This window comes from Kitasatospora sp. NA04385 (assembly GCF_013364235.1).
Taxonomy (GTDB): Bacteria; Actinomycetota; Actinomycetes; order Streptomycetales; family Streptomycetaceae; genus Kitasatospora.
In genome coordinates this window covers 4,579,230-4,594,827 of record NZ_CP054919.1, presented here as the reverse complement: position 1 = coordinate 4,594,827, position 15,598 = coordinate 4,579,230, and the positions used below count along the sequence as shown (strand labels likewise).

Genomic DNA, 15,598 nt, shown 5'->3' with positions numbered 1-15,598 from the left:
CGTTGCGCGCGGTCACGGCCGGGGCCGGGGCCGGAAGCCGGGGCGGACCGCCGCCCCCGGCCCCGGGCCGCTCACAGCGGCTGCGGCTCCAGGTCGCGGTTGGTGCGCTGCCAGCCGCGGGCCGCGATGACGGACGGGTGGTCCTCGCCGAAGAGCTCGACGAGCGCGGCGACGGCCTGCATCCGCAGGTTCTCCGCCTCGCCGCGGCGGCCCGCCGCCCGGATGGTGACGGCCAGGTTGGCCTGGCAGACCAGGGCGTCGGGGTGGTTGGCGCCGTACCGGGCGGCGAGGCTGTCGTAGGCCTCCCGGGCGAGTTCCTCCGCCTCGGCCAGCTCGCCCGACTCGGCGAGCGCGTTGGCCAGGTTGGTGGAGGAGTTCAGGACGAACGGGTGGTCCTCGCCGAGGACCCGGGCCAGGCCCTCCAGCGCGGCCCGGCCGTGCCGGACCGCGCCGGCCAGGTCCCCGGAGCCGCGCAGGTAGATGGCGAGGTTGTTCTCGCAGGCGAAGGTGAAGGGGTGGTCGTCGCCGAAGAGCCGGCGGTGGCCGTCGTAGGCGTCGGCGGCGATGTCGCGGGCGGTCTCCTTGTCGCCGGCCGCGCTGAAGTCCGCGGCGAGGTTGAGCCGGCAGGCCAGCGAGTCGACGAAGTCGGGCCCGTACAGGGCGATGTAGCGCTCGTAGGTGCGCTCGGTGAGGTCGCGGGCCTCGGGGTACTGGCCGGCCCGGCGCAGCGAGACGGCCAGCGACTTGGCGTTGCGCAGTTCCTCGGGCAGGCCGGGGGCCTCGACGTCGGTGAAGGCCTCGGTGACCTCCCGCAGCAGTTCCACCGAGCCCTTGTAGTCGCCCATCTCGCGCAGGTCGCGGGCGAGGTTGGACTTGGTGCCGAGGGTGTAGGGGTGCAGCGGGCCGAGGACGGCGGAGCGCCGTTCGAAGGTGTCCTGGTCCAGGTCGCGGGCGGCGAGAGTGTTGCCGACCAGGCGGTGGTCGATGGCGAGGTTGTTGGCGACGGCGAGGGTGCGCGAGTCGTCCTCGCCGAAGAGCTCGACGAACTGGTCGTAGGTCTCCTCGTCGAGGGCCAGCGCCTCCTGGAAGCGGTTGAGGTAGCGCAGGTCGGCGGCCATCGAGTTGGCGGTCATCAGGGTGTACGGGTGCCGTTCGCCGAGGAGTTCGCGCTGCCCGGCCAGGGTGGCCTGGTTGAGCGCCAGCGAGTCGTTGTAGGAGCCCTGGGAGCGCAGCACGTTGGCGAGCTGGAAGCGGAGGCTGTAGATCTGCCGGCGCCACAGGCGCTGCTCGTCGGCGTCGGCCTCGTTCTCGGCGCGCACCGTCCAGGACGCGTCGAGCTGCCGGCCGAGTTGCAGGGCCTGTTCGAGGTCGACGCGCTTCCACAGGTAGCGGACGCGGTCGATGAGCAGTTCACGCACCTCGCGCTCGTCGCAGTCCTGGGCCCGGGACGGCGTCAGGTGCGGCCAGATCTTCTCCAGGGTGGGCCAGTTGGCGGGGTCGTCGGTGTCGCCGCGGGAGGGCCGGGCGTTGACCAGGATGCGGTGCACCTGGTGCATGGCGGCGGCCCGCTCGGTCTCGGTCATGCCGCTGCGGACGACGGCCTGCACCAGCCGGTGGACCTGGAAGGAGTCGGAGCCGGCGTCGGTCTTGGCGAGCGCGTAGCGGCTGACCGCGCGCAGCACCTTGCCGAGCAGGAAGGTGTCGGTGAGCTCCTGGTCGTAGGGGACGAGGGCCAGGCGCATCTGCTCGGAGAAGAAGAACTGCCGCAGCGAGATCGGCTCGGGCGCGAAGAACGCGCACAGCTCCAGCAGCCGCACCGCGGCGGGCGACTGCTCGCGCAGCCGGGTGATGGAGACGTTCCAGGTGAGCCCGACGGGGGTGGGGTAGTCGACGGGGGTCTCGCCGGCCGCGAGCACCTTGGTGGCCTCGGCCTTGAGCTGGCTGACGTAGCTGTCGACGGGGGTGCGGGTGGTCTCCAGCCAGGCGGCGGCGACCTCGACGGCGAGCGGCAGGTCGCCGACGGCCTCGGCGACCCGGTCGGCGTCGGCGCGGGCCAGGCCGCGGACCCGGCGGGTGAGGTGGTCGACGGACTCGGTGCGGTCGAACACGTCGACGTTGAGCACGCCGGCCTGCCCGGACCAGCCCTGGTTGCGGGAGGTGACCAGGATGTGGCCGGGGCCGTCGGGGAAGAAGCGGCGGATCTCGCCGGGCTCGTCCGCGTTGTCGAAGATCAGCAGCCAGTTGGAGGTCGGGATGCCCTGCCGGAGCGCGTCGCGGGCGGCCTGCGCGGCCTCGCTGACGTTGTCGCCGACCCGCAGCCCGAGGCGTCCGGCGAGGTCGGCGAGGTCGACCACGACGTTCTCGCTCTGCTCGGCGTCGATCCACCACACCAGGTCGTAGTGCGACATGTAGCGGTGCGCGTACTCCAGCGCGACCTGGGTCTTGCCGACGCCGCCGAGGCCGTACAGGGTCTGCGGCGGGGGCAGCACCGCCGTGGTGCCGCCGGCCAGTTGGGCCCGCAGGTCGTCCAGGACCTTGACCCGGCCGGTGAAGGAGTGGTTGCGCTGCGGCACCTCCCAGTAGGTGGGCTTGGTGCCGGGGAAGCGCGGCGCGCCGGGGCTGCGCTCGGGCAGTTCGGCCTCGGTGCGGCCGAGCGCGCGCAGCAGCGCGGTGGCGGCGGAGGGCTCGTCGCGGCCGATCAGGTCGACCGGGTTGCGGTTGTTGTAGGGCGCGTTGAGCCGGACGTCGGAGACCCGGACCGGGATCAGCTGGCGGCGGGCGCCGGCCGGGTCGGCGAGCACGGTACGGTCCCACAGCGCCTGGGCCTGCGGGGACTGCAGGTAGGCGGCGGACAGCAGGGCGACGGTGCGGTACGCGGAGTCGATGCCGCGCCCGGTGGCCTCGCGCGGGTTGGCGCCGGCGCCGACGTCGCGCGGGACGACCCGGTAGCCGGCGTCGGCGAGCAGCGCGGAGATCCAGTCCGCCCAGGCCCGGTCCTCGGGCACGTAGCTGAGGTACAGGTCGGCGGGGGCGGTGGGGCGGCGGCGGGCGAAGCCGTCGAGGTGGCGCAGCCGCAGGTCCTCGGACATCGGCGGCAGCCCGCTGACCCGGCCCCGGGTGATCTCCCGGGTGAGCCGCTCGTTGGCGGCGAGCATCGAGCCGGGCAGCCCGGGCTGGTCGCCGAACGGGGCGAGGATCTCCTCGTACGCGTAGAACGGCCGGTAGGGGATCTCCACGCCGGCCCAGTAGCGGGCCAGGTCGCTCTCGCCGAAGCCGGCGGGCAGGCCGGCGAACTTGATCCGGGCCAGCGCCCGGCCGGCGTCGGCCTTCTCCTTCTCGCCCTCGTCGATCCGCATCGGGACGGGCATGATCCGGATGTCCCGGTCGCCGTAGCGGTCCTCGATCACCCGGGCGATCCGGGAGGCGCCGTCGATGGACTGGTCGCTGAGGGTGAAGCAGACCACCAGGTCGTCGGGCATCTCGACGGTGCAGATGTCGGCGGTGTCGGTGAGGCCGGTGCGGCTGTCGATCAGCACGTAGTCGTAGCGGCGCTTCATGTCGGCGCGCAGCGACTGGATGAACCGGCGGCCCTCGTAGCGCTCGTACAGCAGGTCCCAGTCGAGCCGGGCCACCGAGTAGTCGCGGTTGCGCTGCCCGGCGGGGACGAGGTCGATCCGGCCGCCGCCGGGGAAGTGCGGCCAGGCCAGCGAGAGGGCGTGCGGGTGGATCCGGGCGAAGTCCTCGATCCACTCCGGGTCCCGGTCGATCGGGCGGCGGGCCTCCTCCAGGTAGTCGCCGAACAGGTCCATGATGCCGGTGGTGGCGGCGACCACCTCGGGGTTGAGGAACGGCCGGAAGAACTGGGCCAGGCCGGGCGCCTCCAGGTCCCAGTCGACGACCAGCACCCGGTAGCCGTTGGCGGCCAGGATCCAGGCGGTGTTGGCCAGCGCCATGGTGCGGCCGGTGCCGCCCTTGTACGAGTAGAAGGTGACGATCCGGCCGTGCCGGTTCTCGATGGTGGCGTCGCGGCGGCGGCCCTGGATCTGCGGGCCCTTCGTCGGCCTCTCGGTCATGACGTTCCCTCCCCCGGGCCCTTGGTGCCCGTCGTGGTGCGCACGCCGTGCTCACCGGCCGGAGTCCCGACCGCCCGGTGTCCTCGCTGGTGCCGTCCCGGGCCCGGCTCAGGGCCCGATGCTGGGTCTGCGCTCGGCCGGGCCGTCCTCGGGACGGGGCCGGTGGTGCTGCTCGTGGGCGGTGCAGGCGCGCATCACGGCGCGCTCCATCTCGCCGCGGAACTCCTCGATGCTGCCGGGGGCGCCGCCCGCGCCCTCCTCGCGCAGGCTGGGCCGCTGCCGGGCGCCGCGGCTGACCGCCAGCACGCTGTCGCCGAGCTCGTCGAGCATCCGCTCGTGGTCGCGGCTCTGCTGGTCGTCGCGGTTCCAGGGCTCGATGAAGGCCACCGAGCCGAGGTTGCGCCGGTCCAGCCGGCGCACCGCCTCGGCCCGCCGCCCGTCCAGGAACGCCCACCGGTCGACCAGCAGCACGCAGGGCTCGCCGGGCCGCTCGCCGCCCAGCAGGTGCTCCGACTCGTCCTCGAACTCGTTGACCGTGGGCTGGAAGCCCATGCTGCGGGCGATGTCGGCGGCGTCCTGGGACAGCGGCCGGGAGGAGTCGGGGCGGTACGGCTGCCAGTCGGCGCGCTGCTCGCCGTACCAGACCGCGCTGCGCTGCGGCGGCAGTTCGCGCTCCCGGTAGGAGAACACCGAGATCCGGACCTGGTCGGCGGAGTCGGGCTGGTCGAAGGCGGACGGCTGGGACTCGAAGTCCAGCACCTGGCCGATCGGGATCACCGTCTGGTTGGCGACCTCGACGATCCGCCGGGCCAGCCGCAGCACCGCCGCGTGGTACTCCGAGCTGAACGCGGCGATCTTCATCAGCGCGTACAGGCCCTCGGTGGCGTACTCGGGGCCGAAGCTGTCGTGGCTGAACTGGAGCTCACCGGCGACCCGGGGCAGCTGGTAGTGGTCCATCGCCACCCACAGGGCCGGCACGATGCCGGTCATCCGCTCCGCGGTGGGCCGCCGCTGGTAGACCGAGCGGCGGCTGAACAGGTGCCACTCCCGGCCGCACGCCTCGGACTTGAAGTAGCGCGGCGAGTACAGCGGCACGAACACCCGGCAGGTGGCCAGCTCCCGGGACAGCCGCTCGGCCCACTTCTGCCCCTGGTGCATCGAGCGGTCCATGAACCCGACCGGGTGCCCGGTCGGCACGTCGGTGATCTGCAGGATCGCCTCGCACAGGTCCTGGTACAGCTTCGCCACCCACAGGTTGGGGTCGGCGGCGCCCCGCGAGTTGATCCGGGGCGTGTGCGCGTAGCTGAGGAAGAAGTACGGCCTGGGCGTTTCCTTCCTCTGGCCCGCCCCGCTGCTCACACGCGCCTCCCCCGAGCCCGCCTGTCACTGGTCCCCCCGAAAGGGACTCAAGTGTAGGAAGGTCGGCGGTCCGAATGGAATAGGGCCGTGATCTGATCGAACGTCAACTCCGCCTGTTGCGGTACCACTTGTCGGCGAGGTCGACCGCCTCGCGGATCGGCATCAGGTGGCAGCGGGCGTCGCCCACCGAGCCGGTCGCGATCACGTCCGCCAGGCCCTGCGCGAGCACCTCGCCCATCTCCGGGAAGTGCTCGTCGTGCAGCCGCGTCCCGGTGAAGGAGCGCCACGCGCGGCCGCCCCCGGGGGTGCGCACCACGCACCGGTAGAGCTGCTCCTCGCGGTCCGGCTGCCAGTACTCCAGCAGGTGGAGCGGAGTGCAGCACCACACCGGGACGCCGATCATCAGGCAGCGGGCGCCGCCCTCGTACAGCCGGTGGGCGGGCGAGTCCTCGCCGAGGTGGCTGGACCAGGGGTGCCGGGCGGTCAGCTCCTCGGCGCGCGGGCCGATCGCGGTGAAGGAGGTCTGCGGGTGCCCGCTGCGCCGGGCCCCGGGCAGCAGCCGGACCTCCTCGGCCAGCCGCCCCATGGTGGGCGAGGCCGGGGTGTCCGCGGCGTCCCAGCCGGGCATGGCGTCGTGGTGTTCGCGCAGTTCGGCGGGGGTGAGCCCGGCGACGGCGGCCCGGTAGTACGAGGAGGTGCGGGAGTTCTCGGGTGTAGCGGTGTAGACCACCAGGGTGCCGTCCGCCCCGAGCGCCCCCCTGAGCGCCCGCACCACCCCCGGTGCGCCGTCCGCGACCGGTCCGACCGCCCGCAGCGAGGCCTGGACCAGCAGGGTCTCCCCCGGCCGGACGCCGAGCCGGTCCAGGTCGGCGGTGAGCTCCGCGACGGAGTACAACAGGGCCTCCCACAGCTGCGGGCCGGCGCACGGCCCGAGAGAACGCACAGCGGTCGCGCCGCCCCGACGGCGGCCGGTCACCGTCCACCTGCCCGGCGGGGCGTTCGCACACACCCGCCGGTCCGGTGGCGGACGGGTCAGCCGGACCCGGCGGCCACCCGGGCCCGCCACTCGGCCAGGTTCGCCGCGGCGGCCGTCCGGGCGGCCGCCTCCGCGGCGGCCCCGACCGGCACCGACAGCCAGGGCTCGACGGCGGCCCGCATGCCCTCGGTGAACCGCGCGCCGAGCGGGGTGAGTGCCCCGGAGGCGGCCAGCCCCTCGATCGCGCCGACCGTGTGGGAGCGCCAACTGGCGAGCTGGAAGCGGGCGTTGTCGCCGTCCGGGGCGCCGCCCGCCGTCCGCACCCGGGCGGCCCAGTACTCGGTCACCGCGAGGTGCGCGTAGGTGCCCTGCAGCAGCCCCTCCAGCGGGCGCGGGTCGGGCCGCCAGGGGGCGTGGAACAGCCGCTCGTCCGCCCGGTCGTACAGGTCGTGGAAGTCGAGCACCGCGCCCAGCTTGACGTGCTGGAACTCGTGGGCGACCAGCAGCGCGAGGGTCGGCGCGGCGGCCGGGCGGGCGATGCCGACGGCGCCGAACGCCTGCCGGGCGGCGGCCGAGACGTCCCGTCCGGCCGGGCCGGGCTCCAGCGGGGTGAGGGTGGACAGCCCGGCCCGGATGCCCGGGGCGTACCCGGGCAGGTCGCTGCGGATCAGCTCCCAGGCGTCGCGCAACGCGCCCGTCCAGGCGCCGAGTTCCGCCTCGTCCAGGCGTCCGGCGACCGGCCACTGGTGGCTGTCGCGCTGCGGGTCGGCGTCCTCCAGGGCGACCGTCCAGCCGTCCGCGAGGGCGACCCGCCGCACCGGCTGCCAGCGCCCGTCGCCGGGGGTGTCCCAGCCGATCCGGACGCCGCCGACCTCGAAGCCCTCCGGGCCGCCGGTGAGCACCGCCTCGCCCGCGCCGCCGACCAGCACCCGCCCCAGCGTGGGCAGGTGCACGGCCCCGGCGCACCGGCAGCGCCAGCGCGAAGGAGCGGCGGGCCCGCAGCGCGGCGGCCGCCGCCAGCTCGGCCAGGCCGCCGAGATCCGCCCCGTCCCCGCCGCCCAGGCAGCGCACCGCCCAGGCCCGGACGTACGGGTGGGTCAGCACGGCGGAGAGCGCGGCGCCGTCGGCGGCGTCCAGCGAGGTGACCAGCTCCCAGGCCGGGGAGGCGCTCCCGACCGCGGCCACCAGCCGCCGGGTGAGCCCGAGTTGGGCCGCGGCCAGGGCCCGGACGGTGTCGGCCCCGCCGTAGCCCGCCGCCAGCTCGTCGAGCTGGCTCCCGGTCAGCACGGCACCGGGCGTGTCCTGGGCCGGGACGGCGGCGGCGGGCGCCGTCCGGTCCCGGATGGTGGTGATCAGTTTCAAGAGGTCCCCGCAGAAGACAGAGGGATTGCGGAAGCCGGAGCCGTCGTCGCCGCGGTACCGGTGCGCGTAGAGCCCCCCGCCGCAGGAGCGCACCACCGGGCAGGCCCGGCACTGCTCGGCCAGCCCGGCCAGCCCGGACTGCCGCTCCACCATGCCGGGGTGCGCGGCGACCTGGTCGAGGGTGTGCTCGAACACCGTGAACCCGGTCGCGGGCGCCCCGTCGTAGGCGGTCTTCAGGCTGTCGGCCTGCTCGAAGGAGCCGTCGGTCTCCACCACCACCAGGTCGGCCGGGTCCAGCCCGAGCGACTCGGTCAGGCTGGAGCGCCCGCGCAGGGTGCGGTGGATCGAGTCGAAGGTGCGGACCGGGACGGGGCGGCCGAGCTCCTCCCAGCGTCGGTACACCGCCAGCAGCCAGTCCGCGTACGGCGCGGGGCCGAGCCCGTCGGGGCGCTTGGGCGGCTCGTCCCAGGTGGCGTGCGGCAGCAGGAAGTCCACCCGGGGCGGCTCCAGGGCGACCAGCGCGTCCAGCACGGCGACGGGATCGTTCTCCACGTCGACGGTGCACAGCAGCCCGGCGTACAGGTGCCGGTACTCGGGGCGGCGCAGCAGGCCGACGGCGGCGAGCACCTTGGCGTGGCTGCTGCGGCCGTCGGCGAAGCGGCGGTGCCGGTCGTTGGCCGCCCGGTCCCCGTCCAGCGAGATGCCGACCTTGATGCCGTGCTCGGCGAACAGGTCGAGGTGGCGGGTGCTCAGCCGCACCCCGTTGGTGTGGATGCGCAGGTCGAGGGCGCACCCGGGGGGCAGCGCGGCGCGCAGCAGCTCGGCCGCCCGGCCGAGCCTGGCGGTTCCGGCCAGCAGGGGCTCGCCGCCGTGCAGGACGACGTGGACGGCGGTCAGCCGGTGGGTGCGGACGTGTTCGGCGATCCGCTCGGCGGTGCGGGCGAGCACCGCCTCGTCGATCACCCGCGCCTTCCCGCGCCAGCTCGTGTCCGCGTGTTCGTAGACGTAGCAGTGGTCGCAGGCCAGGTCACAGCGGCCGTGGACCTTGATCACGTACTGGGAGAACGGGACCGGCGGGCGCAGCGCGGGAGGCACGGGTGATCAGGGGTGGAACGTCGTGTCCGGTTCGGCTCCGGCTCCGGTCAGATGGAGGAGTTGAAGGCGGCCACGGCCACCTGGCCGGACTCGCCGCCCGGCAGGGCCCGGTGCAGGCCCGCGGCGAGTTCCTCGGCACCGAGGGCGGCCAGGGCTGCCAGCGAGGGGACGGACTCCTCGGCGCGCGCGCTGTCGGCGGGCTTGGTGGCGGCGACCATGATGACTCGTTTCTGCGCCCGGAGCGGACGCGCACAAGTGGGGGTTCCGGCATCCTTTTGACGGCACTCTCCCGCGCGAAACTGTATCGCCGTTCCCTGACTCAGTCCCCTCCAAACCTCCATTTTCGCTGGGCCGTTCGAGAAAATTTACCTCGGATGGCGCAGTCCGAACGGCTTGACAGCCAACGGACTTGATGACGCGTCAGGGACAGAGCCGCTCGACCCGCCACCCCTCGGCGGTGGCGACGTAGCGCAGGCGGTCGTGCAGCCGGTTCTCCCGGCCCTGCCAGAACTCGACGGTGCGCGGGACGACCCGGTAGCCGCCCCAGAACGGCGGGACGGGGACGCCCTCGCCCTCCGGGTACCTGGCGGCGAGGTCGGCGTAGCGCCGTTCCAGCACCTCGCGGTCGGCCACCGGGCTGGACTGCTCGCTGGCCCAGGCACCGAGCTGGGAGCCGTGCGGGCGGGTGCGGAAGTAGGCGGCGGTCTCGTCGCGGCCGACCTTCTCCACCCCGCCGGTGACGATGACCTGGCGGGCCAGCGTGATCCACGGGAAGAGCAGCGCGGCGTTCGGGTTGGCCGCCAGGTCGGCGCCCTTGCGGGAGCCGTAGTTGGTGAAGAACACGAAGCCGCGCCGGTCGTAGGCCTTGAGCAGGACGGTGCGCGCGGAGGGCAGCCCCTCGGCGTCGGCGGTGGAGAGCACCATCGCGTTGGGCTCGGGCACGCCCGCCGCGCCCGCCTCGTGGAACCAGCGGGTGAACTGCTGGTAGGGGTCGTCGGCGAGCAGGCCCTCGGCGAGCCCCTCGTGCTGGTAGTGCTCGCGCATCACGGCCGGGTCCGGCCCCGGCGGCGGGGCGGATCCGGCGGACGGGGCGGATCCAGCGGACAGGGGCTCGGCGCTCGGACGGCGTTCCGCGGTAGGCACGCCCCCCATCATCCCGTACGACAAGCGCCGGACGCCGCCGCCCCGGTCCGGCACCCCGGGAGTAGGGTGGCTCGCCACCGCTTCAGCACCCGCTGCTCGGGGAATCGTCCGGCTATCGCCCGGGACGCCCCGGAAAATCCGCCGACGACGCCGGAGACGACAGGGGTTCGGGCGGCCCGCGGGGGAAACATCACCGTCGTGGTGTATGGCGCAATGCACTCCGTGCCTGACAATCTGACACCGAGTGCCAATCACCATCGGCCACCGGCGTGCCGCCCCACCACGGCCGCGTGCCGCACCGGATCACTGAAGGAGCCGTTCTGATGTCGGATTTCGTACCCGGCCTTGAGGGTGTAGTCGCCTTCGAGAGCGAGATCGCCGAGCCCGACCGCGAGGGCGGGGCGCTGCGCTACCGCGGGGTGGACATCGAGGACCTGGTCGGCCAGGTCTCCTTCGGCCACGTCTGGGGCCTGCTGGTGGACGGCAGGTTCGCCCCCGGCCTGCCGGCCGCCGAGCCGTTCCCGATCCCGGTCCACTCCGGCGACATCCGGGTCGACGTGCAGTCCGCCCTCGCCATGCTCGCCCCGGTCTGGGGCCTCAAGCCGCTGCTGGACATCTCCGCCGAGCAGGCCCGCGACGACCTCGCCCGGGCCGCCGTGATGGCGCTGTCGTACGTGGCCCAGTCGGCCCGCGGCCAGGGCCTGCCGATGGTCCCGCAGCGCGAGATCGACAAGGCGGAGACGATCGTCGAGCGGTTCATGATCCGCTGGCGCGGCGAGCCGGACCCGAAGCACGTCAAGGCCGTCGACGCGTACTGGACCTCGGCCGCCGAGCACGGCATGAACGCCTCCACCTTCACCGCCCGGGTGATCGCCTCCACCGGCGCGGACGTCGCGGCGGCGCTGTCCGGCGCGGTCGGCGCGATGTCCGGCCCGCTGCACGGCGGCGCGCCCTCCCGCGTCCTCGGCATGATCGAGGAGATCGAGCGCACCGGCGACGCGGCCGGCTACGTGCGCAAGGCCCTGGACAAGGGCGAGCGCCTGATGGGCTTCGGCCACCGGGTCTACCGCGCCGAGGACCCGCGCGCCCGGGTGCTGCGCCGCACCGCCAAGGAGCTCGGCGCACCGCGCTACGAGATCGCCGAGGCGCTGGAGAAGGCCGCGCTGGAGGAGCTGCACAACCGCCGCCCGGACCGGGTGCTGGCCACCAACGTCGAGTTCTGGGCCGCCATCATGCTGGACTTCGCCGAGGTCCCGGCGCACATGTTCACCTCGATGTTCACCTGCGCCCGCACCGCCGGCTGGTCGGCGCACATCCTGGAGCAGAAGCGCACCGGCCGGCTGGTCCGCCCGGCCGCCCGCTACATCGGCCCGGGCTCGCGCAAGCCGCAGGAGATCGAGGGCTGGGACCAGATCGGCGGCTGACCCACTTCCGGGTGAAAAGCCGACCGCCCGTCCGTCCGGGCGGGGTCGTCACCGGGCGCGTACACACCCCCTGACCAGGGGTCACGCGCCCCGGTGCGGCCTGTCCGGGGCGGCCAAGATCACGTCTCAGCGGCCGGACGGGCGTACCGCGGCCGGATGTCCGGGGGATAGGCTGCGGGGGTGGCTCAGATTCAGATCCCCGCCGACAATCTGCCCAACGACGGCCGCTTCGGCTGCGGCCCCTCCAAGGTGCGCCCCGAGGCCCTGAGTGCCCTCGCCGCCACCGGAACCTCCCTGCTGGGCACCTCCCACCGCCAGGCCCCGGTGAAGAACATCGTCAAGCGCGTCCGCCAGGGCGTCGCCGAGCTGTTCTCGCTGCCGGAGGGCTACGAGGTCGTGCTCGGCAACGGCGGCTCCACCGCGTTCTGGGACATCGCCGCCTTCGGCCTGGTGCGCGAGAAGTCGCAGCACCTGGACTTCGGCGAGTTCTCCTCCAAGTTCGCCTCCTCCGTAAAGGCCGCCCCGTGGCTGGCCGAGCCGACGGTGATCAAGACCGCCCCGGGCACCCACCCGCTGCCGGTCGCCGAGGCGGGTGTGGACGTCTACGGCCTCACCCACAACGAGACCTCCACCGGTGTCGCGATGCCGATCCGCCGCCCCGAGGGCGCGGACGCCGGCTCGCTGGTCCTGGTCGACGCCACCTCCGGCGCCGGCGGCCTGCCGGTCGACATCCGCGAGACGGACGTCTACTACTTCGCCCCGCAGAAGTCCTTCGCCTCCGAGGGCGGCCTCTGGCTGGCCACCTTCTCGCCGGCCGCGCTGGAGCGCGCCGCGGAGATCGCCGGCTCCGGCCGGTACGTCCCGCCGTTCTTCGACCTGCCGACCGCGATCGACAACTCGTCGAAGGACCAGACGTACAACACCCCGGCGATCACCACCCTCTTCCTGCTGGCCGACCAGCTGGAGTGGCTGAACGGCAACGGCGGCCTGGAGTGGGCGGTGGCCCGCACCGCGGAGTCCTCCTCGATCCTGTACTCCTGGGCCGAGAAGTCCTCCTTCGCGCAGCCGTTCGTGGCCAAGCCGGAGGAGCGCTCGCAGGTCGTCGGCACCATCGACTTCGACGACTCGGTCGACGCCGCCGCGGTCGCCAAGGCACTGCGTGCCAACGGCATCGTGGACACCGAGCCGTACCGCAAGCTGGGCCGCAACCAGCTGCGCATCGCGATGTTCCCGGCGGTCGACCCGGCGGACGTCGAGAAGCTCACCGGCGCCATCGACTACGTGGTCGAGCACCTGAACGACTGACGCGTCGCGTCCCGCCCGCAGGCCCCGGTCCGTCCACGGACCGGGGCCTGCGGCGTTCCACCCCGCCGGGCGGGCCCGCCTACCGGGCCGTGCCGTACGCGCACCATACCGACAGATCTGTCTGATAATCCGCCCCGAGTAGCCGGGGAAGTGGAGCCTTCTCCTCCAATGCCCGCAGGTCTTGACGATAGGATGCAGACAGGTCGGCATCTTCAGCGGTGCCCGAACGCCGTACGAGGAGACCGGACATGACGAAGCAGGAACGCGGCATCCGCTCGCGGCGGGCCATCCTGGAGGCCGCCGCCGAGGTCTTCGACCTGCGCGGCTACGACGCCGCCGGCACCAACGAGATCCTCGCCCGCACCGGCCTGACCAGGGGCGCGCTCTACCACCACTTCCCGTCCAAGGAGGCCATCGCGCTCGCCGTCCTGGAGGCCCACGGCGAGGGGCTCGCCGTCCCCGAGCACTCCAGCCGCCTGCAGTCCGTCATCGACCTGGGCTTCGCCTTCGCCGACCGGCTGCGCACCGACGCCGTCCTGCGCGCCGCCGTCCGGCTCGCCGTCGAGCAGACCTCGCTGCCCCGGCCCACCGACACCCCGTACGAGCAGTCCCGCGCCGTGGTGCGCGCCCTGCTCACCGAGGCCGCCGCCCAGGGCGAGACGCTCCCCGGCCTCGACCTCGACGAGGCCGCCGACGTGATCATCGCCGCGTTCACCGGCGTCCGGGTGATGTCCCAGGTCTACACCGCCCGGGCCGACCTGCCCCAGCGCCTCACCGCCCTGTGGCGGATGCTCCTGCCCGGCATCGCCGGGCCCGGCATGATCGGCCGTCTGCGCACCACCCCGCCGCCGCCGGACGGGGCCGCCGGGTCCGCTACTTCTGCGTGATCGCGGCGACGATCACCACGGCGAGCAACAGAACGAACGCACCGGTCACGATCCGCATACGGGTCTTCGGGTCCACGCTTCGAGACTAGTCGGTCGAACGGCCCGCCCCGCACACAGGGCACGGCCCGGCACCCGGCGCCCGCCGCCGCGCATGTCTCCGCGGCTGACGCCCGCGCCGTTGGGCAGGCTAGGGGCATGCTCACCTACGACTCGAACGGCTTCCGCCTCGACGGCCGGCCGCTGCGCATCCTGTCCGGCGCGGTGCACTACTTCCGCAGCCGCCCCGAGCAGTGGCCCGACCGGCTCGCGGCGGCCCGCGCGATGGGGCTGAACACGGTGGAGACGTACGTGCCGTGGAACCTGCACGAGCCCGCGCCGGGGCGCCGCACCCGGCTCGACGAGCTCGGCGCGTTCCTCGACGAGGCGCACCGCCAGGGCCTGTGGACGATCGTCCGGCCCGGGCCGTACATCTGCGCCGAGTGGGACAACGGCGGCCTGCCCGGCTGGCTCACCGCCCGGGTCGGCCGCCGGGCCCGCACCAGCGACCCCGAGTTCCTGGCCGCCGTCGACGCCCACTTCGACGCGCTGCTCCCCCAGGTCGTCGAGCGCCAGTGGGGCCGGCCCGGCGGGAGCGTCCTGATGGTGCAGGTCGAGAACGAGTACGGGGCCTTCGGCAGCGACGGCGCCTACCTCGCCCACCTGGCCCGCGGCCTGCGCGAGCGCGGCGTCACCGTCCCGCTGTTCACCTCCGACGGCCCCGAGGACCACATGCTCGCCGCCGGCACCGTCCCCGGCGTGCTGGCCACCGTCAACTTCGGCTCCGACCCCGAGGGCGCCTTCGCCGCCCTGCGCCGCCACCGCCCCGAGGACCCGCCGTTCTGCATGGAGTTCTGGAACGGCTGGTTCGACCAGTGGGGCGAGCCGCACCACACCCGCGACGCCGACGACGCCGCCGACGCCCTGCGCGGCATCCTGGCGGCCGGCGGCTCCGTCAACCTGTACATGGCCCACGGCGGCACCAACTTCGGCACCACCGCCGGCGCCAACCACGCCGACCCGCCGTTCAACTCCACCGACTGGACGCACTCCCCGTACCAGCCCACCACCACCTCCTACGACTACGACGCCCCCCTCGACGAACGCGGCCTGCCCACCGCCAAGTTCGACGCCTTCCGGCGGGTCATCGCCGAGTTCGCCGCCGACCACCCCGACCAGGCCCGCTACCTCGACGCCCGCACCCCCGAACCGCCCGCCCCCGCCCCGGTGCTGGCCGCCCGCGAGGTGCTCCTCGACGAGTACGCCGAGCTGCCGTTCGGGCCCGCCGTCGCCTCGCCGGTGCCACCGCTGTTCGAGGAACTCGGCCTGGAGCACGGCCTGGTCCGCTACACCGCGACGGTGCCCGCGCTCAGCCCCGAACTCCCGCTCACCGTCGAGGGGCTGCGCGACCGGGCGAGCCTGTGGGTGGACGGCAAGCCCGTCGCCGCGCTCGAACGGGGCGTCGCCGCCGAACCCGTCACCGCCGGCGGCGGCGCGCGGGTCCGGCTGCTGGTCGAGTCGCTCGGCCGGGTCAACTACGGGCCGCTGACCGGCGAGACCAAGGGCGTCACCGGCGTCCGCCACGAACGCCAGTACCTGCACGGCTGGCAGGCCGAACCGCTGGCCCTCGACCCGCTCCCCGACACCGCCGGGTGGGGCCCCGGCACCCCCGCCCCCGAGACGCTCGCCCGCGGCACCCTGCACCTCGACGCCCCCGGCGACACCCACCTCGCCGTCCCCGAGGGCCACCACGGCTACCTCTGGGTCAACGGCTTCCTCCTCGGCCGCTACGACGCCAGGGGTCCGCAGACCACCCTCTACTGCCCCGGCCCCCTGCTCCGCCCCGGCCCCAACACCCTCACCGTCCTCGAACTCGGCCCCACCGGCCCGTCCCGGGTCCAGCTCCGCGAGGCGCCCGACTTCGGCGGGTGAACGGCC

10 protein-coding genes and 1 pseudogene are annotated in these 15,598 nt (G+C 74.0%); 4 read left to right on the top strand and 7 right to left on the bottom strand.

The window, feature by feature from the left end; genetic code table 11:
• Window positions 1–71: 71 nt before the first annotated feature.
• From fxsT to pdxH, 7 genes and pseudogenes are all read right to left on the bottom strand, one after another.
• On the bottom strand, window positions 72–4,073 hold the full coding sequence (fxsT, locus tag HUT16_RS20615) for an FxSxx-COOH system tetratricopeptide repeat protein (RefSeq protein WP_254897905.1): 4,002 nt from the start codon (window positions 4,071–4,073) through the stop codon (window positions 72–74).
• Window positions 4,074–4,181: 108 nt separating this feature from the next.
• Window positions 4,182–5,432 carry a TIR-like protein FxsC gene (locus HUT16_RS20610; RefSeq protein WP_176189596.1) on the bottom strand — a complete coding sequence of 417 codons (1,251 nt, stop codon included), beginning with the start codon at window positions 5,430–5,432 and terminating at the stop codon, window positions 4,182–4,184.
• Between the two features lie 103 nt (window positions 5,433–5,535).
• A complete protein-coding gene (locus HUT16_RS20605; protein ID WP_176189595.1) occupies window positions 5,536–6,327 on the bottom strand; it encodes an aminoglycoside N(3)-acetyltransferase in 792 nt (263 codons plus the stop codon).
• A 137-nt stretch (window positions 6,328–6,464) separates the two neighbouring features.
• On the bottom strand, window positions 6,465–7,361 hold the full coding sequence (locus HUT16_RS39830; RefSeq protein ID WP_368662745.1) for an HEXXH motif-containing putative peptide modification protein: 897 nt from the start codon (window positions 7,359–7,361) through the stop codon (window positions 6,465–6,467).
• 445 nt (window positions 7,362–7,806) lie between these two features.
• Window positions 7,807–8,823: pseudogene (locus HUT16_RS39825) on the bottom strand (FxsB family cyclophane-forming radical SAM/SPASM peptide maturase); the annotation flags it as partial.
• Between the two features lie 89 nt (window positions 8,824–8,912).
• Window positions 8,913–9,083: an FxSxx-COOH cyclophane-containing RiPP peptide gene (gene fxsA / locus HUT16_RS20595; protein WP_176189594.1), complete on the bottom strand. Its 171-nt coding sequence runs from the start codon at window positions 9,081–9,083 to the stop codon at window positions 8,913–8,915.
• A 202-nt stretch (window positions 9,084–9,285) separates the two neighbouring features.
• Entirely contained in the window at window positions 9,286–9,909 is a 624-nt protein-coding gene (gene pdxH, locus HUT16_RS20590; RefSeq protein WP_217712088.1) for a pyridoxamine 5'-phosphate oxidase, read from the bottom strand.
• A 422-nt stretch (window positions 9,910–10,331) separates the two neighbouring features.
• Here pdxH and HUT16_RS20585 point away from each other — a divergent pair, with 422 nt between their 5' ends.
• The 4 genes from HUT16_RS20585 (at window position 10,332) to HUT16_RS20570 (ending at window position 15,592) form a co-directional block, all read left to right on the top strand.
• Window positions 10,332–11,432: a citrate synthase 2 gene (locus tag HUT16_RS20585; protein ID WP_176189593.1), complete on the top strand. Its 1,101-nt coding sequence runs from the start codon at window positions 10,332–10,334 to the stop codon at window positions 11,430–11,432.
• Between the two features lie 180 nt (window positions 11,433–11,612).
• Entirely contained in the window at window positions 11,613–12,737 is a 1,125-nt protein-coding gene (gene serC / locus HUT16_RS20580) for a phosphoserine transaminase (RefSeq protein ID WP_176189592.1), read from the top strand.
• Between the two features lie 248 nt (window positions 12,738–12,985).
• Entirely contained in the window at window positions 12,986–13,624 is a 639-nt protein-coding gene (locus HUT16_RS20575) for a ScbR family autoregulator-binding transcription factor (RefSeq protein ID WP_176189591.1), read from the top strand.
• Window positions 13,625–13,819: 195 nt separating this feature from the next.
• Window positions 13,820–15,592 carry a glycoside hydrolase family 35 protein gene (locus HUT16_RS20570; protein ID WP_176189590.1) on the top strand — a complete coding sequence of 591 codons (1,773 nt, stop codon included), beginning with the start codon at window positions 13,820–13,822 and terminating at the stop codon, window positions 15,590–15,592.
• Window positions 15,593–15,598: the final 6 nt, after the last annotated feature.

Coding starts and splice junctions, on each gene's coding strand:
- pdxH (WP_217712088.1), bottom strand. CDS start 9,909: ATGCGCGAGCACTACCAGCACGAGGGGCTCGCCGAGGGCCTGCTCGCC.
- HUT16_RS20570 (WP_176189590.1), top strand. CDS start 13,820: ATGCTCACCTACGACTCGAACGGCTTCCGCCTCGACGGCCGGCCGCTG.
- fxsT (WP_254897905.1), bottom strand. CDS start 4,073: ATGACCGAGAGGCCGACGAAGGGCCCGCAGATCCAGGGCCGCCGCCGC.
- fxsA (WP_176189594.1), bottom strand. CDS start 9,083: ATGGTCGCCGCCACCAAGCCCGCCGACAGCGCGCGCGCCGAGGAGTCC.
- HUT16_RS20575 (WP_176189591.1), top strand. CDS start 12,986: ATGACGAAGCAGGAACGCGGCATCCGCTCGCGGCGGGCCATCCTGGAG.
- HUT16_RS20585 (WP_176189593.1), top strand. CDS start 10,332: ATGTCGGATTTCGTACCCGGCCTTGAGGGTGTAGTCGCCTTCGAGAGC.